The sequence below is a fragment of the Chitinimonas viridis genome (assembly GCF_030409555.1).
Classification (GTDB): Bacteria; Pseudomonadota; Gammaproteobacteria; order Burkholderiales; family Chitinimonadaceae; genus Chitinimonas; species Chitinimonas viridis.
Window position 1 is genome coordinate 89324 of the sequence record NZ_JAUFPU010000001.1, and the last position, 18618, is coordinate 107941.

24 protein-coding genes are annotated in these 18618 nt (G+C 61.6%); 9 read left to right on the forward strand and 15 right to left on the reverse strand.

All coding sequences use genetic code 11. The annotated features are described in order from the left end of the window. Positions 1-85 precede the first annotated feature (85 nt). The 7 genes from QWZ03_RS00435 to QWZ03_RS00465 form a co-directional block, all read right to left on the reverse strand. The gene (locus tag QWZ03_RS00435; RefSeq protein WP_290330925.1) at positions 86-754 is read right to left on the reverse strand and encodes an OmpA family protein; all 669 of its coding nucleotides are present in this window, start codon (positions 752-754) and stop codon (positions 86-88) included. Between the two features lie 218 nt (positions 755-972). Next, positions 973-1254, reverse strand: a complete 282-nt coding sequence (locus QWZ03_RS00440; RefSeq protein ID WP_284197732.1) for a DUF167 domain-containing protein — start codon at positions 1252-1254, stop codon at positions 973-975. Continuing rightward, positions 1251-1838, reverse strand: a complete 588-nt coding sequence (locus QWZ03_RS00445; protein ID WP_284197733.1) for a YggT family protein — start codon at positions 1836-1838, stop codon at positions 1251-1253. The genes QWZ03_RS00440 and QWZ03_RS00445 overlap by 4 nt, the downstream gene beginning before the upstream one ends. Positions 1839-1841: 3 nt before the next feature. Next, positions 1842-2399, reverse strand: a complete 558-nt coding sequence (locus QWZ03_RS00450; protein ID WP_290330926.1) for an AAA family ATPase — start codon at positions 2397-2399, stop codon at positions 1842-1844. Further along, positions 2399-3208 (reverse strand): pyrroline-5-carboxylate reductase, encoded by an 810-nt coding sequence (proC, locus tag QWZ03_RS00455; RefSeq protein ID WP_290330927.1) that lies wholly within the window; start codon positions 3206-3208, stop codon positions 2399-2401. The genes QWZ03_RS00450 and proC overlap by 1 nt, the downstream gene beginning before the upstream one ends. Then, entirely contained in the window at positions 3205-3777 is a 573-nt protein-coding gene (locus tag QWZ03_RS00460) for a hypothetical protein (protein ID WP_290330928.1), read from the reverse strand. Before QWZ03_RS00460 ends, proC begins: the two co-directional genes overlap by 4 nt. Position 3778: 1 nt before the next feature. Next, positions 3779-4489, reverse strand: a complete 711-nt coding sequence (locus QWZ03_RS00465; protein WP_290330929.1) for a YggS family pyridoxal phosphate-dependent enzyme — start codon at positions 4487-4489, stop codon at positions 3779-3781. Positions 4490-4554: 65 nt separating this feature from the next. On the opposite strand from QWZ03_RS00465, the gene QWZ03_RS00470 reads away from it, so the two are divergent. The 8 genes from QWZ03_RS00470 (at position 4555) to QWZ03_RS00505 (ending at position 10603) form a co-directional block, all read left to right on the forward strand. Next, positions 4555-5595: a type IV pilus twitching motility protein PilT gene (locus QWZ03_RS00470; protein ID WP_290330930.1), complete on the forward strand. Its 1041-nt coding sequence runs from the start codon at positions 4555-4557 to the stop codon at positions 5593-5595. Between the two features lie 51 nt (positions 5596-5646). Continuing rightward, positions 5647-6783, forward strand: a complete 1137-nt coding sequence (locus QWZ03_RS00475) for a PilT/PilU family type 4a pilus ATPase (RefSeq protein ID WP_284197739.1) — start codon at positions 5647-5649, stop codon at positions 6781-6783. Positions 6784-6935: 152 nt separating this feature from the next. Beyond that, positions 6936-7304 (forward strand): VOC family protein, encoded by a 369-nt coding sequence (locus QWZ03_RS00480; RefSeq protein ID WP_290330931.1) that lies wholly within the window; start codon positions 6936-6938, stop codon positions 7302-7304. A gap of 302 nt (positions 7305-7606) precedes the next feature. Next, positions 7607-8287, forward strand: a complete 681-nt coding sequence (locus QWZ03_RS00485; protein WP_290330932.1) for a helix-turn-helix transcriptional regulator — start codon at positions 7607-7609, stop codon at positions 8285-8287. A 224-nt stretch (positions 8288-8511) separates the two neighbouring features. After that, complete coding sequence (locus QWZ03_RS00490) at positions 8512-9219, forward strand: hypothetical protein (RefSeq protein ID WP_290330933.1); 708 nt, start codon at positions 8512-8514, stop codon at positions 9217-9219. 16 nt (positions 9220-9235) lie between these two features. Then, positions 9236-9649: a hypothetical protein gene (locus tag QWZ03_RS00495; RefSeq protein WP_290330934.1), complete on the forward strand. Its 414-nt coding sequence runs from the start codon at positions 9236-9238 to the stop codon at positions 9647-9649. Positions 9650-9737: 88 nt separating this feature from the next. Continuing rightward, complete coding sequence (locus QWZ03_RS00500) at positions 9738-10103, forward strand: hypothetical protein (RefSeq protein ID WP_290330935.1); 366 nt, start codon at positions 9738-9740, stop codon at positions 10101-10103. A gap of 11 nt (positions 10104-10114) precedes the next feature. After that, a complete protein-coding gene (locus QWZ03_RS00505; protein WP_284197744.1) occupies positions 10115-10603 on the forward strand; it encodes a type II secretion system protein GspG in 489 nt (162 codons plus the stop codon). A gap of 36 nt (positions 10604-10639) precedes the next feature. Here QWZ03_RS00505 and QWZ03_RS00510 read toward each other — a convergent pair whose 3' ends face one another. Further along, positions 10640-11212: a TetR/AcrR family transcriptional regulator gene (locus tag QWZ03_RS00510; protein WP_290330936.1), complete on the reverse strand. Its 573-nt coding sequence runs from the start codon at positions 11210-11212 to the stop codon at positions 10640-10642. A gap of 272 nt (positions 11213-11484) precedes the next feature. Between QWZ03_RS00510 and QWZ03_RS00515 the strand changes: the two genes are divergently transcribed. Beyond that, entirely contained in the window at positions 11485-11997 is a 513-nt protein-coding gene (locus tag QWZ03_RS00515) for an isochorismatase family protein (protein ID WP_290330937.1), read from the forward strand. A 40-nt stretch (positions 11998-12037) separates the two neighbouring features. On the opposite strand, the gene QWZ03_RS00520 is transcribed toward QWZ03_RS00515, so the two are convergent. The 7 genes from QWZ03_RS00520 to QWZ03_RS00550 form a co-directional block, all read right to left on the reverse strand. Next, complete coding sequence (locus tag QWZ03_RS00520) at positions 12038-12580, reverse strand: adenine phosphoribosyltransferase (protein ID WP_284197747.1); 543 nt, start codon at positions 12578-12580, stop codon at positions 12038-12040. Positions 12581-12591: 11 nt separating this feature from the next. Beyond that, on the reverse strand, positions 12592-13881 hold the full coding sequence (locus QWZ03_RS00525) for an NCS2 family permease (protein ID WP_290330938.1): 1290 nt from the start codon (positions 13879-13881) through the stop codon (positions 12592-12594). A gap of 124 nt (positions 13882-14005) precedes the next feature. Then, entirely contained in the window at positions 14006-14488 is a 483-nt protein-coding gene (locus QWZ03_RS00530) for a low molecular weight protein-tyrosine-phosphatase (protein ID WP_290330939.1), read from the reverse strand. A 227-nt stretch (positions 14489-14715) separates the two neighbouring features. Next, entirely contained in the window at positions 14716-15300 is a 585-nt protein-coding gene (locus QWZ03_RS00535; protein ID WP_290330941.1) for a hypothetical protein, read from the reverse strand. Positions 15301-15533: 233 nt separating this feature from the next. Beyond that, positions 15534-15869 (reverse strand): hypothetical protein, encoded by a 336-nt coding sequence (locus QWZ03_RS00540; RefSeq protein WP_290330942.1) that lies wholly within the window; start codon positions 15867-15869, stop codon positions 15534-15536. Between the two features lie 170 nt (positions 15870-16039). Then, positions 16040-17821 carry a diflavin oxidoreductase gene (locus tag QWZ03_RS00545; RefSeq protein WP_290331089.1) on the reverse strand — a complete coding sequence of 594 codons (1782 nt, stop codon included), beginning with the start codon at positions 17819-17821 and terminating at the stop codon, positions 16040-16042. Positions 17822-17910: 89 nt separating this feature from the next. After that, on the reverse strand, positions 17911-18591 hold the full coding sequence (locus tag QWZ03_RS00550; protein ID WP_284197756.1) for a Fe2+-dependent dioxygenase: 681 nt from the start codon (positions 18589-18591) through the stop codon (positions 17911-17913). Positions 18592-18618: the final 27 nt, after the last annotated feature.

Consider the following 18618-nt stretch of genomic DNA (forward strand, 5'->3'; position numbering starts at 1 on the left):
GGGCGCGGCATACATCTGCAGTGCCAGGAGAAATCTTTCGCAAACGAAGCCGTACTGCACCGAAAGTACGGCTTCTGGGCGCACCTCACATGGCGAGCCGCGTACCGATGACCTCGATATGGACGCGACGATCCGGCTGTAAGCAGCTGATCATGTCAGACCGCGTCATACCTTCGCAGCTGCCAGGTACTGTCGCAGGCTCAGATTCGCCCTTGCCTTCCGTGTTGATGCGGTACTGCCCTATCCCCTTGCTAACCAGATAATCCTTCACCGCCGCCACGCGCCGCTCCGACAGCCGCTGGTTGTAGTCATCCGAGCCGATACGGTCGGTATGCCCCACCGTCATGATGATCTCCGGCCGTATGTCTTTGAGCTCCGCCAGGAATCCGTCCAGTGCGGCCATACCTGCGGGGCGCAGGTCTGACTTGTCAAAATCGAACAGCGCGTCGGCGTCCAGCGTTACCTTGGCGGCCAGTATGCTGGGCGGTGGAATCGGCACAATCGCAGCCACTGGCGCCATTACAGGAGGCGGGCTGACCACAGGCGCGGCCACAACAGACGCCCCGCACTCCACACGCGCCGGACTCGGCCCGGTGCCGCTATGCCAGCACAAGCCAAAACCACTGCGAACCACAACACCGCGCTGATCAACCAGGTAGCCCGTGGTCAGCGGTTCCAGTTCTGCAGCCCAGACGCCTTGAACCAACAAGCCCGCCATCGCCATAGCAATATGGATAGTACGCACGCGCCTCATGATCTTCCCCCAGCCCATGGCTTGAAAGAATGTGCGCCTGATAGGGATATGTACCAAGGGCGGCAAGCAAGGCGACGAAATACCTGCGCTCAGTCAACGCCTTATCATCCACCCGATATTGGGCCGAATCTGTGCGGTGACGAACGTTACGAGGCAGCGCAGGCGCTGGCACGGGTTTTCATCTCTACCCGCAATGGCGGCAGAGGTGTGCCAAGAGCCTAGGGCAGCAAGCCCGCAGGATCACGGCCGGTACCAACCACCCGCACGCGCTTGTGACGCGAAAGCTCGCCGCTTTCCAGCACCACGCCCTGCTTGGGCACACCAAACCAATCGGCCAGCCAGGCGATCAGCGCCTTGTTGGCCTTGCCCTCTACCGGTGGTGCGTTCAACCGCAGCTTGAGCGCGCCATCATGCAAGCCGGCCACCTCGGTCTTCCTGGCGCCCGGCTGCAGGTATAGCGACAACACCCAATCGCTACCGTCCTGGCGCAACCAGCTCATTGCCCGGTCAGCATGAACTGCCATAGCCTTTGCTCTACCGGTGTCACGGCAAAGATAAAGATCATCTGCAGCAACAGCAGCAGCACCAGCGGGCTCAGGTCTATGCCGCCCACCGTGGGTATCAGCCGGCGTATGGGGTTGAGCAGGGGCCGGGTGACCGCCTCCAGTACCGGTGCCAGGGGGTTGTACGGGCTGACCCAGCTCAGGATGGCCTGTACCAGCACCGCACCGAAAACCAGGTATAGGGTCAGCCGTATCAGCTCCAGCATGGCCAGCATGACCAGGCCCAGCCCCACGGCAGGCGAGAACAGGCTGAAGGGGTACGGCGACAGTGCCAGCAACAGCAGGTGCATCAACAAGGCCCCGACGCCGGCCAGCAGCATGCTGGCCGTATCGTACCCGCCCACGCTGGGCAAGAGCCGGCGCGCCGGCAGCACCATGAAATTGGTTAGCTTGACCGTGAACTGTGCCAGCGGATGACCAAACGGTGCCCGTGCTACCTGTAGATAGAAACGCAGCAGCAGATTCAGTATGAAAAAGCTGGCGATATTGCGTATGAGGAAGCTCAGAGCGTCGTTCAACATGGTCTATTCCGCAGCTTGGCTGCTTGTTTGCACCAGCCCAAGCTGGTGAATGATGGTCAAGGCACTTTCAGCCACGGTCAGTTGCTGGGTATCCAGCATCAGACTGTGCCTATGTGGCAAGGGTTCACGCCAGCGCCGCTGCACCAGGCAATCCGCCAGTGTGGCGGCAGACGTCAGTTTATGGAACCGGCTACGTTCCGGCGCTGCCACCCTCTGCAGCAGCTCGGTGTCGGGGCAGTCGAGTTTTACCAGATCCACCTTGCCGCCGCTTTCCTCCACCTGGGCGATCAGGCGAGCAATGAAATCCTCGTCTGCGCCATGATCGTAGACGAAGGTCATGACCACCCCGGCAATGCCTGCTGCCGCCGCCGTGCGCAAGGCGTCGAGCCGTATCTGACCGTTGTAGTCCAGATAGGCAGGCGACATGAACTCGAACAGCGCACGCGCCAGATCAGCGCTCAGGTGGTTGTGCAGCAGCTTGAAGCCAGTAAGGCGACAAAGCTCTGTGGCCACCGTCAGCTTGCCCGATGCCGGTGGACCATACAGAAACACCAGCCGCATCAGCCTTGGCCCAGTTCGTCCGCCAACTCCACCGCCCTGGCCTGGGCCGCCGCTGCCCCCGCCTGTATCGCTGCCTGCACGCCCAGTTCGGCCATGCGATTCAGCGCTGCGGCCGTGGTCCCGCCCTTGGACGTCACCTTCGCGCGCAGCGTGGCCGCGTCGTCCGTGCTGCCCAGTGCCAGCTTGATGGCACCATCAAATGTCGCATACGCCAGCTGCCTGGCGGTAGCGGCATCCAAGCCCAGTTGCTCGCCAGCCTGGGTCAGCGATTCCATGAAATAGAACACATAGGCCGGGCCTGACCCGGAGATTGCCGTTACGGCATCAATCTGGTCTTCTTCGGCCACCCAGACCACCTGGCCGGTGCTCTGCAGAATGCGGTCAGCCATCGCCTTGTCGGCTTCGCTTGCCTTGGGCCCCAGCCAGGCACCGCTGATACCGGCGCGCACCAGCGCAGGCGTATTGGGCATCACCCTCACCAGCCGCGCAGCGCCGCCCAGCCAGCGATCCAGATCAGCCATGCGTATGCCAGCGGCGATGCTGATCACCAGCCGGCCTGCCAGTTCAGCGGCCCGGGCACGGGCCACTTCGGCAAGCTGCTGCGGCTTGACCGCCAGCACCACCACGTCAGACTCGGGCAGGGCATCTTCCAGCGCTACCGTCTGTACGCCAAACTCGGCTTGCAACTGCGCCCGCTTGTCGGCGGCAGGCTCCACCACATAGACCGCCTGGGCAGAAAACCCTTGCTGCACCAGGCCACCTATCATGGCCGTGGCCATATTGCCGCCACCGATAAAGGCTATTTTCATTGTTTGTCACTCCCCATGCCAAAGCCGATACCCGGCTGGCGTTTCTGCAGCAGATGCTTGAGCAGATTGCAATACAGCCGGTCCAGCTCGCGCTGGCCACTGAATGGTACGGCCAGTTGCCCACCCTGGTGCACCAGGGTCAACGCAACCAGGCGGCCTTCATCCATGCGGTAGAGCAGCTCGCTGATCTGGTCCAGCAGCAGGCTGGCCTGCCTGGGCGTGCCCCAGCCACGGTAGGCCAGTAGCACGCGCTCGGCATCCACCTCCACCACCGTGCGCCAGAACAAGGCACGCAACACCCAGGCCATCCAGCCCGCCAGCGCCAGGCCCACCAAGGCAATGCCCAGCACGATGCCGGAGTCCGTCAAGGCAGCCTGCACCAACAGCAAGCCTATGATCAGCGCGGCCATGCCGCCCCCGGCCTTGACCACCATCCTGTCGGTGGAGCCTTCTGGCAGCCGTTGCCAGGCCGACGCCAACTCCAGGCGATCGCGGGTATCGCCCTCGTCCACCCTGAGCCAGCGTGAGAGATCGGCCAAGCTGACCTGGGGAGTAGTGGTTGCAGTCACGTTATTCCTTCACAGGGGCCGGTGCGGCCACGGTATGGCGGGCGCCAAACAAGGCAGTCCCCACCCTGACCAGGGTCGACCCCTGGGCAATGGCGGTTTCCAGGTCGGCAGACATGCCCATGGACAAGGTATCCAGCGCCAGCCCTGTGCTCCGCAGTGTGTCAGACAAGCTGCGCAGCAATGCAAACTGTGCCGCCAGATCCACGGCTCCCGGTTCGGGCAGGCACATCAGGCCACGCAGGCGCAGCCTGGGCAGGCCCGCTACCGCCTGCGCCAGGGCCACCGCCTCAGCCGGGGTGCAGCCCGATTTGCTGGCCTCGCCAGAGACATTCACCTGCACGCAGACATTGAGCAGGGGCAGGTTCGCCGGTCGCTGGGCCGACAGGCGTTCGGCGATCTTAAGCCTGTCTATGCCATGCACCCAATGCGCCAGCTCAGCCACGGTTCGGCTTTTATTGCTCTGCAAGGGGCCGATGAAATGCCACTCGATATCGGCCAGGTCGGCCAATGCGACCACCTTCTCCTGCAGTTCCTGCACATAATTCTCGCCAAAGGCACGCTGGCCGGTGGCATAGCATTGCCGCACCGCCTCTGCCGGAAAGGTCTTGCTGACCGCCAGCAACTGGCAGGCATCGGGCTGCCGCCCGGCGGCAGAAAGGGCCACAGCAATGCGCGCCAGCACGGCCTGTCTGGATTTATCTAGGTCAGCCATCCATAATGCTTTCGGAATAATGTCGCAAACCCAATCGCTTTGCGGCTTTGAACGAGGAATTATAAATGGAAATCTCTGAACTCCTGGCCTTCTCGGTCAAGAACAAGGCATCGGACTTGCACCTGTCGGCAGGCCTGCCGCCTTGTATTCGCGTTCATGGCGATGTGCGCCGCATCAACCTGCCGCCCATGGAACACAAGGACGTCCATGACATGGTGTACGACATCATGAACGACGGCCAACGCAAGACCTACGAAGAAACGCTGGAGTGCGACTTCTCCTTCGAGATTCCCGGCCTTGCCCGCTTCCGTGTCAACGCCTTCGTGCAGAACCGTGGCGCCGGCGCCGTGTTCCGTACCATTCCGTCCAAGGTACTGTCGCTGGAAGACCTGAACGCCCCCAAGGTATTCAAGGAAATCGCCGAAACACCTCGCGGCATCGTGCTGGTCACCGGGCCGACCGGTTCGGGCAAGTCCACCACCCTGGCCGCCATGATCAACTACATCAACGAAAACGAATACGGTCATATCCTGACGGTGGAAGACCCGATCGAATTCGTGCATGAATCCAAGAAGTGCCTGATCAACCAGCGTGAAATCGGCCCGCACACCATGAGTTTCGCCAACTCGCTGCGCGCCGCACTGCGGGAAGACCCGGACGTCATCCTGGTGGGTGAAATGCGTGACCTCGAGACCATCCGGCTGGCCCTCTCCGCCGCCGAAACCGGTCACCTGGTATTCGGCACCCTGCACACCTCCTCCGCCGCCAAGACCATCGACCGTATCGTCGATGTGTTCCCAGCAGCCGAAAAGGAGATGGTCCGCTCCATGCTGTCCGAATCCTTGCGTGCAGTGATTTCACAGACCCTGCTCAAGACCAAGGACGGCAACGGCCGGGTTGCTGCGCACGAGATCATGATAGGCATACCCGCCATCCGTAACCTGATACGCGAGAACAAGATCGCGCAGATGTACTCCACCATCCAGACCGGCCAGCAGCACGGCATGCAGACACTGGATCAATGCCTGACCGAATTGGTAAGGCGCAATTTGATTACCAATGTCGAGGCACGTGGCAAAGCCATGAACCCCGACAATTTCAGATAAACAAGGTCAGTGGCGGGGGCCTTGCTGCCAGCCGCCACCCTGGAGCAAGACATGGAAAAGGAACAAGCCACCAAGTTCATGCACGATCTGCTGCGATTGATGCGGCAGAAAAATGCATCGGACTTGTTCATCACCGCCGATTTCCCCCCGGCAATGAAGATAGACGGCAAGCTGACGCCGGTCTCCAGCCAGGCGCTCACCAGCCAGCACACCAAGGAGTTGTGCCGCGCCGTGATGAACGACAGGCAGGCCGAAGAGTTCGAAGCCACCAAGGAATGTAACTTTGCCATCAGCCCTGGCGGCATAGGCCGCTTCCGCTGCAACGCCTTCCAGCAACAGGGCCGCATCGGCTTGGTGCTGCGGACCATTACCACCGAGATTCCCAAGTTTGACGAGCTGGGCCTGCCGCCCGTGCTCAAGGACGTGGCGCTGGCCAAGCGCGGCCTGGTGATCTTCGTGGGTGGTACCGGTTCGGGTAAGTCCACCTCGCTGGCCGCCATGATCGGCTTCCGCAACGAGAACAGCTACGGCCACATCATCACCATCGAAGACCCGGTGGAATATGTGCACGAACACCGCAACTGCATCGTGACCCAGCGCGAGATCGGCGTTGATACCGACAACTGGCAGAACGCCCTGAAGAACACCCTGCGGCAGGCGCCCGATGTCATCCTGATCGGTGAAATCCGCGACCGCGAAACCATGGACTATGCCGTGGCCTTCGCCGAAACCGGTCACCTGTGCATGGCCACCCTGCACGCCAACTCGGCCAACCAGGCGCTGGACCGTATCATCAACTTCTTCCCGGAAGAGCGCCGCGCCCAGCTGCTGATGGACTTGAGCCTCAACCTCAAGGCCTTTATCTCGCAACGGCTGATACCGCTACGCGTGGGCAAGGGTCGTGCAGCGGCGGTCGAAGTCATGCTCAATTCGCCGCTGATCTCCGACCTGATCTTCAAGGGCGATGTGCACGAGATCAAGGAAATCATGGCCAAGAGCCGCGAGCTGGGCATGCAGACCTTTGACCAGGCCCTGTTCGACCTGTACGAGGACGGCAAGATCAGCTACGAAGACGCCCTGCGCAACGCCGACTCGGTCAACGACCTGCGCCTGCGTATCAAGCTACAGTCCAAGGAATCCAAGAACCGCGATGCACTGGCGGGCCTGGACCACCTCGACATCGTTTGATCGCGCAGCCCACGCCCTATCCACAACGGCCGCCCTGTGCGGCCGTTGTCCATTCCCAGCCCCTGCCAGGCTACTGACAGTACGCTGTCAGTAGCCCCCCTGCACACTGGTCTCCATCGGGCACCCGCCCGTACTTAATGAGGAGACCCAACATGAATGCACTGAACTGGTTTGAGATTCCCGCCAACGACCTCCAACGCGCCATCGGCTTCTATCAGAGCGTGCTGGGCCTGAGCTTCACCCCAGATACCTGTTTCGACGATGTCGAGATAGCGGTCTTCCCCCATAGCGAAACCGGTGTAGGCGGCGCCCTGGTCAAAGCGGCCCATCTGCAGCCCAATGCCCAAGGCACCATTGCCTATCTGGGCACCAGCGAGCTGGATGCCGTGCTGGCCAGGGTGCCGACTGCGGGCGGCGCAGTACTCAAGCCCAAGACTTTTCTGCATGAGGACATCGGCCATATCGCTGTCATCCGCGATAGCGAAGGAAATACGGTAGGCCTGCACATGCCCATGCAGTAAGCGCCTACTCAAGGAATGTTCGCTGCCTTGCCAGGGCAAGGCAGCGAACCCAAGAGAGGCCGGCCATCGCCACCAGCAGGGATGGACACTACCCTGGCCTTGCGCTATACGAGACAAAGAGCCTGGGCAGACCGCCCCAAGAGCGTCTAACAAAACCCTTCTGTCGTTGTTGTGTGAGCTTGCCGTACCCACGTACTGTCTGCTGCGCGCGCCTGCGCTCACACGCCTAGCCAGAACCGTCAGGCAGGGTTTTGTTAGCCGCTCTAACCATCCTAGATACCAGGCCGCCCTGGAGGAAAACCATGCGCCGTGCCGACCGCCTGTTCCAGATCGTGCAGTTGCTCCGTGGCCGCAGATTGACCACGGCACGCTGGCTGGCCGAGCAACTGGAAATCTCCGAGCGCACCGTCTACCGCGATATCCGCGATCTGATGCTCAGCGGCGTGCCCATCGAGGGCGAAGCCGGGGTGGGATACACCCTGCGGCACAAGCTCGACCTGCCACCGCTGATGTTTGACCGGGAGGAGCTGACAGCCTTGCGCCTGGGCGCCGAGATGGCCGGCGCCTGGAGCGACCCGCAACTGGCCCGTGCCGCCCAGACGGCACTGGCCAAGATCAACAGCGCCCTGCCCAGCGACCTACGACGCCCGACGGCTGCCATGTATGCGCCCTGTTACAACAACCATGATGCCGCCTTTGGCCCCTTGCGCAACGCCATCGACAATCAGCTCGAAGTCGAGCTGCAGTATCGCAAGCCTGACGGCCCGATAGAATCCCGCAAGGTCTTGCCTCTGGCGCTGTTTTTCTGGGGGAAACACTGGACCCTGGCCGCCTGGTGCGAACTCCGCCAGGATCATCGGCATTTCAGGCTGGAACGTATCCTTTCGCTCAAGGTGCTGGAACAGCGCTTTGTCTCTACCCCAGAGCGTAGCCTCAGAGCCTGGATGAAGGCTGCAGGCGCACCTGCCGATGCACTGGACTGAGTCGCAGGCCCGTTGCCGCCATTGATCGACAAGCGATCGAACGCGACAAGCCAGCTCCGGAGGGCTGTTCACTGCTTTGTGGTGCTTGGCGGGCTCAAGCCACAATGAACCTGGCGACTGCGATGGCCATAGCCCCATCCAAGACTCGAACGGGCGCTGACGGACTCCCATACTTGGCTTCACCGCTGGCACCGCCAATAATGGTTGCAGCCCAGGAGCCTGCCATGCGTCTCATCCTTACCATTCTCTTGCTTGTCGCCTTGCCCACGGTTGCAAGCCCCACCATACAGCCCGGTGAATACCTCACCGAGGGTGGCTGGGGCACACTCAAGATCAAGCCAGGCAAGAACAAGCAGCTGACCTTTGTGCTGGACGCCATCGGTGCCAATGCCCATAGCTGCAACCTGGAGGGCGAAATCATCAATGGCCGCGCGACACTGGAGGCGGAAGAGGAAGGCAAGGCCTGCGTGGTCGGTTTCAAGCCCAAGGGCGACGACCTGGAAGTCGCCGATCGCAGCGAAGGCTACTGCCGCTACTATTGCGGCATGCGCGCCAGTTTTGAGGGGCTCTATATCATGCCAGCTGCCGGCTGCACGCTGGCGGGTGTGCGCAAGGCGCGCAAGGCATTCAAGCAGGCTTACGACAAAAAAGCCTACGCCGATGCCGAGGCCCATCTCTCGCCACTGCTCAACAACTGCAACAAGACCTTGAACTGGCTGGAAGAAGGCTGGATACGCAACGATCTGGCACTGGCCCAATACAAGTCCAGAAACCTGCTCGCCTGCCGCGAGACCCTGCAAGCGCTGGCCGACGACGCCGCCAAGACCGACGCAGAGCTACGCGAGGACTACCCGCCCACCGACGCCGAGAGCTACCTGCCCATCATGCGTGCCACCCGTACCAATCTGAAGCTGTGCAAGGGCAATCAATGAGGGCCCGTTTTCCCCCATGAGCAATTTCAATTATTCGCTGGACGATGTATGCACCAAGATGCTCGGCAATGCCGACATGACCATCGATCTCAGCTGTTTCCCGCGCGTTCAGCTTTATTTTACTGTTTCTGGCAAAGTCGACGCGCGGTATTGGCGAGTCAGGTTTACGCTGAGAACTGTGCTCTATTTTCAGGCGTATTCAGAAGAAGCCAACCAACCTGGCGACCTGTTTTTAGTGCTTGGGGTCAACGTCGAGCAAAAACCGGTACAGCCAGATGAAATGGAGTTGAGAGCCCAGTTGGCCAGCGATGACGAACTAGTGTGGCGCCTCACGCTGCACGGTGATATCACTCTGCAGATCGTCAGCAGAGAACTGGAATGGCAAGTGTCTGAGCTGAGCCCCCAGGAATATGAGGCGCGCTATAACTAGCCATGCGGCGACACCCCTTACCTCGCTGCAGCGATAATCGTCAGTTAGGCGTATGCTCTCAGCATTTTGGTGAACCAGGGGTCCAGCCATGGCCACAGCCGACTTCCCTACTGTCTACACTGCCCTGCGTGGGCTGTTGGCGCCTTATGCGGATCAGCTGGTGGTTAAACACGACGACGAGGGGCACTACTACCTGGATACCCGCCATACCCGGCCCAATGGTGAGCCCTTGTTCTTCGCCGCGACCCAGGTCAAGCGCACTTACGTCTCGTTCTACCTGATGCCGGTCTATGTATTCCCTGAGCTGCTCGACACGCTATCCGCCGACTTGCGCAAACGTATGCAAGGCAAATCCTGCTTTAATTTCAAGCAGCTGGAATCAAACTTGCTTGAGGAATTGGCAGGTCTGGTAGGCCGTGGCTACACACGCTACCAGGAAGCTGGTTATATATAGAGGTGGGAAAGATGGGCGCAAGTTACTTCCTGTGGGGCGACCCGCTGCCCCTGGGCAAGCTGCTACGCTGGCTGTGCGGCCTGCTGGCCTGCTGGCTGCTAGCCTACGCCGGCTTGTTCCTGTTCTTTGCCCTGAGCGAGCAGAAGGCTGCTGCCTACAGCAGCCTGTATCGAGCCCGTACCGAGCTGGAAGTACTGTCTGATGCCGTGCTGCAGTTCCGCCAACAGCAGGGCCGGCTGCCGGTACAGCTGGCCGAATTGAACGCGCAGTTCCAGAACAGACTGCCCATCGACCCCTGGGGACGAAACTATGTCTACGAGCCCCAGCCCAGCGGCCATTTCAAGCTCTATACCCTGGGTGCCGACGCAAGCAAGGGTGGTACCGGCAGCTGTACCGATTTCTACCTGCATACCGACATCAATAGGGTGATCCGCCAGGTAGACCAGGACGATTGCCTGTCCCTGCTGGGATCCCTGACGCTGGACGGTAGCGCAGCCTGAATCGGTGGGCGCTAACGCAACCTGAATCGGAGGGCGCTAACGCGCTAGGCCGGTAAAGGTGGTGCGTAGCAGCAAGGCGATGATCTCCTCGTCGCTGTGCGCCCCCGATACCTTGAGGAAGTGCAGCACCGGATCGCAGGCGCGGGCAAACAGGTTGTAGAGTATCAATTGCGGCGGCAGATCGGCCGCCAGCAAACCTTGCTCCTGCGCCTGCACTATCCACTCGCCCATGCGATCGCTGAGCCGGAAAACACGCTCCAGATAAACCTGATGGCGCGACAACGCCCCCACCAGAGCTGAATTGGCATGGGGCAAGGCCGGCATCTGCCCGGCCAACTGTGTCTGCATGGCCCAACGGGCCAGCGCCTGCAATTTCTCCACAGGCCCAGCCTGCTCCGGCAGGCTGTCGGCCAGCGCCAGCGCCTGATCCAGCATGCGCACCATGGCCGCCGCAGCCAGCTCCTCCTTGGAGGCAAAGTGGCGATACAGGCTGGCCTTGGCAATACCCGCCTCGGCAGCCACCTCGTCCACCGTCATCAGCTCGAAGCCCTTGCTAGCCAGCAGATGGTTGACGGCCTCGAGTATTACGTCCTCGCGGGCCAGTTGCATTTTCTGTTTAAAGCTCACCGCTTCCATCACGCCCGCCCTTGTTCCCATGACCAGCCCGACCGGGCATGGCTACACCTCATTCTATCTGCATACCGGCAAATTTGTAACTTGACAGTCCATTATGGACTGATTAGTCTCACATCAATACTAATCAGTATCAAATCGTACCAAACGGTTCATCCTCAACAGGCATGCGAGCCAACTCGTTATCAAGGCGAGCCGCTTGGCACCCTGCTGAGGCATGCTCACCCGCCAGGCAAAGGAGCACGAAAATGACTTGGGCACTCTTGGTAGTCGATGGACAGCACGCCGCAATCAGCCAGCCGGTACTGGGCCGCATACAGCAGCTGGAAAGGGCGTTTCGCCAAACCGGCGAGCGGGTTTACCAGGTGGAAAGCATGGCCGTAGACCAGTTGGCCCCACTCAGCCCGGTGGGCGGCACCCTGTACCGTTGCGGTACCGATGCGTTCTCTGGCAGTGGGCTGCAGCGCCATCTGCAGGATGCCGGTATCAGTTGCCTGGTGATCTGTGGCAGCGGCAGCGACAGCGCCATTGATGCCAGCGTGCGCAGTGCGCTATATCGGGGTTTTGACGTGATTGTGGCCAGCGATGCCCACCAGGCCTACCCGCGCGGTAGCCTGTCGGCCCAGGTCATTGCTGAGCATCACAACCAGCTCTTGGCCGAACTGGTCATCCCTGGCCGTGTGCTGGAAGTACTGCCCAGCGACGAGATCATCGATATCGTCCGCGACGAACCCGTCCTGGCCCAGGCCGTAGGCTGGTAAGCCATCATCGCAACGATGGCAATGGTGGCCCCCTAGCGGGTCAATGCCCGGCAAAATCACATACCGTAAACAACGGTATGCCTTGCTCCTGCACCAGGCGCGAGCCGCCCAGCTCGGGCAGATCCACGATCGCGGCAGCCTCTATCACCTCGCCGCCCAGGCGGCGTATCAATCGTGCTGCAGCAATCATGGTGCCGCCGGTGGCGACCAGATCGTCGATCAGCAGCACGCGCTGGCCCGGTGTGATCGCATCGGAATGCAGCTCTACCGTGGCCGAGCCGTACTCCAGCTCATATTCCTCGGCCACCGTGGTGAAGGGCAGCTTGCCTTTCTTGCGCACCGGCACAAAGCCCCGGTTCAACTCATAGGCAATCACCGCCCCCAGGATAAAGCCGCGGGCGTCCACGCCGGCCACCACGTCGATATCGTGGTCCATATAGCGATGCACAAAGCAGTCCACCAGGACACGGAAGGTCTTGGGGTCTTGCAGCAAGGGGGTGATATCACGGAACTGCACACCTGCCTGGGGCCAATCCGGCACAGTGCGGATACGGTCACGGATATAGCTAGGGTCGATCAACATGAAAACTCCAATCAGAACAGGGCGAACTTCACCACCCACAGGATGGCAATGATCACCACGGCCGGCGACAGATCACGTACCCGGCCAGACAGCAGCTTGAGGCCGGTGTAGCTGATAAAGCCAAAGGCGATGCCGTCGGCAATCGAAAAAGTAAAGGGCATGGCCAACGCCGTAATCACTGCTGGCGCGCACTCGGTCAGATCGTCCCAGTTGATTTCGGCCAGACCACGAGCCATCAGCACCGCCACATAGCACAGGGCCGGCGCGGTCGCGTAGGCCGGCACCACGCTTGCCAGCGGCGAGAGGAACAGCGCCGCCAGGAACAGCAGCGCCACCACCACCGCAGTCAGGCCGGTACGGCCGCCCACGGCGGTACCGGCAGCCGATTCGATATAGGCGGTACAACTGGAAGTACCCAGGGCAGCGCCCGCCACGATGGCCGTGGAGTCGGCCATCAGCGCCCGTTTCAGGCGGGGCAGCTTGCCCTGGCTATCGAGCAGGCCGGCCCGGTGCGACACCCCCACCAGGGTGCCGGTGGTATCAAACAGGTCGACAAAGAAAAACACAAACACCACACCCAGCAAACCAGCCGTCAAGGCGCCTTCCAGGTCCATCTGCATAAAGGTGGGGGCAATGCTGGGCGGTGCCGAGAACACGCCATCGAACTGCTGGTAACCCAGGCCTATGGCCAACAGCGTCACCACCATGATGCCGATGATCACCCCACCGGTGACCTTGCGGTACTCCAGCGCCAGTATCAGCAAGAAGCCCAGTATGGCCAGCAAGGCCTTGGGATCATGCATATTGCCCAGGGTGACCAGCGTGGCCGGATGCCCCACCACGATGCCGGCATTCTTCAGCGCAATAATGGCCAGGAACAAACCCACCCCGGCCGAGATGGAGAGCTTGAGCGAATGCGGTATGGCGTTGACGACGGCCTCGCGGACCTTGAACAGGCTGACGAACATGAAGATGACGCCCGACAGGAACACCGCCCCCAGCGCCACCTGCCAGCTGACCCCCATGCCCTTCACCACGCTGAAGGTGAAATAGGCATTCAGGCCCATGCCAGGCGCCAGGGCAATCGGGTAGTTGGCGACCAGACCCATCACGGCCGACCCCAGCGCCGCCGCAATACAGGTGGCCACGAACACGGCCTTGAAATCCATGCCGGTCTCGGACAGGATGGCCGGGTTGACGAAGATGATGTAAGCCATCGTCAGGAAAGTGGTAAAGCCGGCAATAACCTCGGTTTTCACGTTGGTGCCGTGCTCACGCAGCTTGAACAGCGTTTCGAGCATTGAAATCCCCTGGGGAAGTATGGGAGTTGGAGTAAAACCAGGCGACCCACCAGCCAGGCAGGCACACCATCAATCTGCATCATGCCGCACGGCTTCCAACCCTCCGTGCCGGCATAGGTATTCGCTAGTGCTGCCGCGCTATCACCGCAATCAAGCCCTCGCTGGCATCCTCTATCAGGTCCAGCACCCGCTCGAAACCTGCATCACCACCATAGTAGGGATCAGGCACTTCGCCATCGCGATCCAGCGTGCCATACGACAGGAACAACTGGACCTTATGCCGCAATGGCGCAGGGCAAAGGGCGTGCAGGTTGGCCAGATTGTCGCCATCCATGGCCAGCACCAGATCGAAGCGCTCGAAGTCTGCCGCCACTACCTGCCGCGCACGCTGGCCGGACAAGTCATAGCCACGCCGCAAGGCATGTTGTTGGGAGCGGCGGTCCGGTTGCTCGCCCACATGGTAGGCATGGGTGCCGGCCGAATCGATCAACAAGCCGAGACCGGCCGCCTCGCTGCGGCTACGGAAAACGCCCTCGGCCGTGGGCGAGCGGCAGATATTGCCCATGCAGACCATCAAGACAGAACCTATCTTGCTGTTTTTATTCATTAATTAGTCAAATAACGAATACAGAAAGGCGCGATTTTACGGTGAAACGGGTATGACTGTGTATAAATAAAACAGAGACTTAGTGGCTCATCTGAGGCCTGCATAGTGCGCAACCACCAAGACCCGCTACTGGTATCGACCTACATAAATTCAAGCTCACAGGACCGGAACCCACCCCATTGTGGTCATTGCACTCCCGCATAAAGGCCGGAACGCTTTGCGGCTCATCACTTTGGCTCGGTTTCCACCGGCTTGCCCCCGCCCCCCATCAATGCCGCCAAGCTCTCGCTATCCGCGGTCAGACCGGCCAGCGCACATTGTCTGACCATGTCGATGGAAAGCTCGACGCGCATATTGTTGCTTGTCCCCTCCTGCGCAGACATCGCAAGATAGGTCGCCGAAGCCGCGTTGGCCACCTTGGCGACCTGTGCCTGCCGGCGTACCTGCACGGCGGCGGAGAAGGCCGAGTTAATGTCTGAGCGCAGGGTATTGGCCGCGCCGGAAAGGCCGGACCAACTGTCCTTGTATTTGCTGACCGAAGGGGCAATCACCGCGCCCGCGATGGCACCCACCCAGCCTATGGCAATGCTGGCGTAGCCTGCCTCATTGCCGGTTTTCTCGTAGAAATTGGCCACTTCGCGGCAGAACTTGTTGGCCGCAACATTGGCCTTGCGCGCCTCCACAGCGGTGCAGTTCTCGCCCAAGCAGGGCGAATCCGCAGTAGTCTCGCCACCGTTCCACGGGTAGACGGCGGTGGACGCACAGCCGGCCAGGGATACGCCCAGGCAGGCAATGATGGCTTTCTGGAACATGATGCTTCCTCCTTGTCGTTATGAGCGGTACGGGAACCCGCCAGCAGCCGGCCAATTAGGCATAGCACCCGCCCACCACAAACCAAAGGAAACACCCCGACGCGCCTTTAGAGCGGCTAACAAAACCCAGCGTAGCGTTTCTGGCAAGGTGTGCGAGCGCTGGCGCGTGCAGCAAACAGTACGGGGTACGGCAAGCTCGCACAGCAACGCCAGAAGGATTTTGTTAGCCTCGCTTATTCCTGCCGCGTCAGCACCACCCCATCTACCGTCATCTGCCACCTGCCTTCCACCTCGCGCGGTGGGACGGACACGACAAAGGTGGCCGACATAGGCCCGATGCCCACCTCGAAGTTATCGCCCTGGAAGCCCTGGAGCGGGCCATTGACGGATTTGGAGGTACTGCCATCCACCCGCTTGTAGGCCACACTGCCGTCCTGGCTGATGGACAGGTACATATTGGCGGCCTGCCACTCTCCCACATAAGCGGCCTTGGCCGCCGGAACGGGCTCGCCACAGGCGGCCAGCAGGGCCACCAGGCCCAGCAGCAATATGGATTTGCGTATCAACATACGGGTGCTCCCAGGCGTTGAAAAGTGATCCAGTCCAGTATCGCCAACGGCCTGCCATGAACTCAAGTCATTGCTGGGTACTGACGGACTGAGCTGGCGCCAGGCGTCGGCGCGGACTGCACCAGCAGGCACTGCAGGTTCTGGCTGGCTGCGCCTGCTGGCAATGTCACTCAATACACATCGCGCCGGTATCGGCCAGCCTGCGCCAATGACGCCAGCGCCGCCTCGCCCAACAACTCGGTGAGTACCGCATGCACCGTGGGTGCCATGCCGGCTGCGCTGCCGCAGATATAGAGGGCTGCACCGCGCTCCACCCAGGCGATCACCTCATCGCCCGCCTCGCGCAGCAGGTCTTGCACATAGATGCGTGCCGCCTGGTCGCGCGAGAAGGCGGTATCCAACCGGGCCAGCGTACCGTCTGCCTGCCAGGCAGCCAGTTCGTCGCGGTAGTAGTAATCGTGTGCTGCCTGCCGTTCGCCAAAGATCAGCCAGTGCTCGCCGCCAGAGGCCGCCTTGAGGTGCGCCCGCAGACTGGCAAGGCCGGTGCCATTGCCGATGAGTATCATGGGTACGAGCTGGACAGGCAGATGAAAGCCTGGATTGCTGCGTATATGCAGCCGCACCTTCCCCTCCAGCGGGGCATGCTCGGTCAGCCAGCCAGAGCCCAGGCTCAGCTCGTCTCCCAGCTTGATCTGCCGCACCAACAGTTCCAGCCGGCCATCGTCCGGCACCGACGCGATAGAGTATTCACGCGGCCGCAGGGGCTTGAGCTGTGCCAGCAAGGAGGGGATATCCGCCGCTGGCGCCTCCGGCCATACGCTGTTGGCCAAGGCGGTTTGCAGGCTGCAGGTGCTACCTTCGTAGGCCACGGCCTGTTCGCCGTCCCAACCTTGCTGGGCCAGCCATGCCTGCACCCTGGCTGGTGGATGCTGCGGCAGTATCTCCACGATATCGCCCGATTGCCAGACCAGGAGGTCATCAGCCGGCGGCGCCAGCGCAATATGAAAGGCGCCTGCGCCCAGACTGCCAGGATTGAGCCGCCTGCGGTGAACCAGCCGCCATTCATCGAACCTTGGGCCTTGCCATGCAGGCGCCATCTGGCCGGTCAGCTCGGTCAGCCGGGTTTGCCAGGCAGCGACGGCGGACGGGTCGCCCTGGTCTACTTCGATGCGCTCAAACAAGGCCGTTGCCCCCTGCCCCGCCAGCCAGGCATCCAACTGGCGGCCAAAGCCGCAGAAGTGCGGGTAGTGGCTATCTCCCAGGGCCAGCAGGCCATAGTGGAGACCCGCCAGCTTGGCGCTGCGGCCCAATTGACGGGCAAACGCCTGAGCACCATCGGGTGCCTCGCCCTCGCCGAAGGTGCTGACCACCAGCAAGGCGCGCTGGTAGTCCGCCAGATCGGCCACAGTCAGCGTCCCCAGCGGCTTGATGACCACATGCAAGCCTGCAGCCTGCAGCGCCGCAGCGGTTTTTTCGGCCAGCTCCTCGGCGTGGCCGGTCTGGCTGGCGTGGGCAACCAGCACGGCCTGGTTGGCGGTCACATCGCGGCGCGGCGCACGCTGCAAGGCATAGCAGGCCAGTGCGGCCAGTACCGCACCCAGCAGGCTCCCACCATAACCGCCCCATGCCTGATGCTGGCGCACCAGTGCGGCAAACGCGTGCCGGCCACGCGGCCGTGGCAATGCTTTGCCGTTGTAGGGGTTGAGATAGCGCAGCTCTGGCCCCGCTACACCGGCCAGCAGCACCACGGCAGCATGGCCGGCAGCAGTGGGCGGCTGCACGGCCACGACCTGCCCCGGCCCAAACGCCTCGTGGGCGTGAGCGCGCAGTTGCACCGCACTCAAGGGCTGGCCTGCTGCGTCAACCTGGGTCGCTACCGGATCCAGCAGGCGCTGCAGGCTAGGCTGCCACCAGCGGGCCGCGCTGCTCAGCAAGGCCAGCAGCAGGACCACTGCCGCCAAAGTTGCCAGGCCGTAGCGCAATCCCGCCGGCAACTTCGCGATATCTGCCCCGCCCCGCCGTAAAACCGCGACGCCAGCTTTCACAGTTCGGCCCACATGCGCAGCAGGTTGTGATAGTGGCCTGTCAGCGCCAGGGTTTCTTCGTTGTCACCCACACGGCTGCGCAAACGCTGCAGGGTCTGGTCCAGATCAAACAGCATGCTGCGGCGGGCATCGTCGCGCACCATGCTCTGAGTCCAGAAGAACGAGCAGATACGGGCACCTCGCGTCACCGGCTCTACCTTGTGCAGGCTGGTGGAGGGGTAAAGAATCAGGTCGCCGGCCGGCAGCTTGACCTCATGGCTGCCATAGGTGTCCACCACCACCAGCTCGCCGCCTTCGTACTCGTCCGGGTCGCACAAGAACAAGGTGGAAGACAGGTCGGTACGCAGGCTGAGATGGCTGCCATGTACCCCCCGGATGGCGCCATCCACATGCAGGCCATAGTGCTCGCCGCCTTCGTAGCAGTTGAACAGGGGCGGAACCGTGCGCAAGGGCAAAGCCGCCGAGACGAACAGGGGGTGGGCATACAGTGCCCGCAGCACCGCTTCGCCCAATTGCTTTGCCAACGGGCCATCAACGGGCAGTTGCCGGTTGCGTTTTACCTGGGCACCCTGCTCACCCACGGTGGCACGGCCATCTGCCCAATCCGCCTCATCCAGCAAGCGGCGGAATTCAGCCACCTGTTCTCGGCTCAGCACTTCGGGGATATGCAGCATCATGGCGGTGGCTCCTCAACAAGATCGCCT

Excerpts from the sequence above, each read along its gene's own strand:
- QWZ03_RS00520 (WP_284197747.1), bottom strand. The coding sequence starts at position 12,580 with ATGTTGATCGACCCTAGCTATATCCGTGACCGTATCCGCACTGTGCCG.
- QWZ03_RS00550 (WP_284197756.1), bottom strand. The coding sequence starts at position 18,591 with ATGATGCTGCATATCCCCGAAGTGCTGAGCCGAGAACAGGTGGCTGAA.
- QWZ03_RS00475 (WP_284197739.1), top strand. The coding sequence starts at position 5,647 with ATGGAAAAGGAACAAGCCACCAAGTTCATGCACGATCTGCTGCGATTG.
- proC (WP_290330927.1), bottom strand. The coding sequence starts at position 3,208 with ATGAAAATAGCCTTTATCGGTGGCGGCAATATGGCCACGGCCATGATA.
- QWZ03_RS00510 (WP_290330936.1), bottom strand. The coding sequence starts at position 11,212 with ATGCAACTGGCCCGCGAGGACGTAATACTCGAGGCCGTCAACCATCTG.
- QWZ03_RS00440 (WP_284197732.1), bottom strand. The coding sequence starts at position 1,254 with ATGAGCTGGTTGCGCCAGGACGGTAGCGATTGGGTGTTGTCGCTATAC.
- QWZ03_RS00485 (WP_290330932.1), top strand. The coding sequence starts at position 7,607 with ATGCGCCGTGCCGACCGCCTGTTCCAGATCGTGCAGTTGCTCCGTGGC.
- QWZ03_RS00465 (WP_290330929.1), bottom strand. The coding sequence starts at position 4,489 with ATGGCTGACCTAGATAAATCCAGACAGGCCGTGCTGGCGCGCATTGCT.
- QWZ03_RS00540 (WP_290330942.1), bottom strand. The coding sequence starts at position 15,869 with ATGTTGATACGCAAATCCATATTGCTGCTGGGCCTGGTGGCCCTGCTG.
- QWZ03_RS00505 (WP_284197744.1), top strand. The coding sequence starts at position 10,115 with ATGGGCGCAAGTTACTTCCTGTGGGGCGACCCGCTGCCCCTGGGCAAG.
- QWZ03_RS00445 (WP_284197733.1), bottom strand. The coding sequence starts at position 1,838 with ATGTTGAACGACGCTCTGAGCTTCCTCATACGCAATATCGCCAGCTTT.
- QWZ03_RS00515 (WP_290330937.1), top strand. The coding sequence starts at position 11,485 with ATGACTTGGGCACTCTTGGTAGTCGATGGACAGCACGCCGCAATCAGC.
- QWZ03_RS00500 (WP_290330935.1), top strand. The coding sequence starts at position 9,738 with ATGGCCACAGCCGACTTCCCTACTGTCTACACTGCCCTGCGTGGGCTG.
- QWZ03_RS00435 (WP_290330925.1), bottom strand. The coding sequence starts at position 754 with ATGAGGCGCGTGCGTACTATCCATATTGCTATGGCGATGGCGGGCTTG.
- QWZ03_RS00495 (WP_290330934.1), top strand. The coding sequence starts at position 9,236 with ATGAGCAATTTCAATTATTCGCTGGACGATGTATGCACCAAGATGCTC.
- QWZ03_RS00480 (WP_290330931.1), top strand. The coding sequence starts at position 6,936 with ATGAATGCACTGAACTGGTTTGAGATTCCCGCCAACGACCTCCAACGC.
- QWZ03_RS00530 (WP_290330939.1), bottom strand. The coding sequence starts at position 14,488 with ATGAATAAAAACAGCAAGATAGGTTCTGTCTTGATGGTCTGCATGGGC.
- QWZ03_RS00535 (WP_290330941.1), bottom strand. The coding sequence starts at position 15,300 with ATGTTCCAGAAAGCCATCATTGCCTGCCTGGGCGTATCCCTGGCCGGC.
- QWZ03_RS00450 (WP_290330926.1), bottom strand. The coding sequence starts at position 2,399 with ATGCGGCTGGTGTTTCTGTATGGTCCACCGGCATCGGGCAAGCTGACG.
- QWZ03_RS00470 (WP_290330930.1), top strand. The coding sequence starts at position 4,555 with ATGGAAATCTCTGAACTCCTGGCCTTCTCGGTCAAGAACAAGGCATCG.
- QWZ03_RS00525 (WP_290330938.1), bottom strand. The coding sequence starts at position 13,881 with ATGCTCGAAACGCTGTTCAAGCTGCGTGAGCACGGCACCAACGTGAAA.
- QWZ03_RS00490 (WP_290330933.1), top strand. The coding sequence starts at position 8,512 with ATGCGTCTCATCCTTACCATTCTCTTGCTTGTCGCCTTGCCCACGGTT.